The organism is Verrucomicrobium sp. 3C, assembly GCF_000379365.1.
GTDB lineage: Bacteria > Verrucomicrobiota > Verrucomicrobiia > Methylacidiphilales > Methylacidiphilaceae > Methylacidimicrobium.
In genome coordinates, this window is the sequence record NZ_KB901875.1 from 1,944,137 (window position 1) to 1,944,536 (window position 400).

Genomic DNA, 400 nt, shown 5'->3' on the forward strand with positions numbered 1-400 from the left:
CCAATGTTCTCGGATCGAGTTTAACCATTCTTGGGGAGAATATTGATCTGGTGGCGAGCTGGAGAGGTAGTAACGGGACTCGGTGGTGGTGATGCCGCTCTTTTTTAGCGTGCGTTGGCTGCGCACCACGATCAGGGCGCGGGCAAAGGGGAAGTCGACGGCCAGGGGCTCGATGGGGAAGGCATGGAGCCTGCGGGTTTCGACTCGGGCATGACCGGATTGGTTGTCGGCAAAAAGGGGGTGTCGGGCAAGGCGTCCAAGGCTTGAGCCTCTTGAAGCAAACGAGGCTGATTTCCCTTGATCCCGAACAGGTAATCGCCCCCTTTTTCGACGATGAGACGGGCCTGGCGCCGCTGACAATGCAATGGGTCGGCGGTGATGATTTTGCCATCCAGGGCCG

1 pseudogene is annotated in these 400 nt (G+C 58.8%); it reads right to left on the reverse strand.

Going from position 1 to position 400, the window contains the following annotated elements:
• Positions 1 to 131 precede the first annotated feature (131 nt).
• A pseudogene (locus tag A37A_RS22165) lies at positions 132 to 400 on the reverse strand (hypothetical protein); the annotation flags it as partial.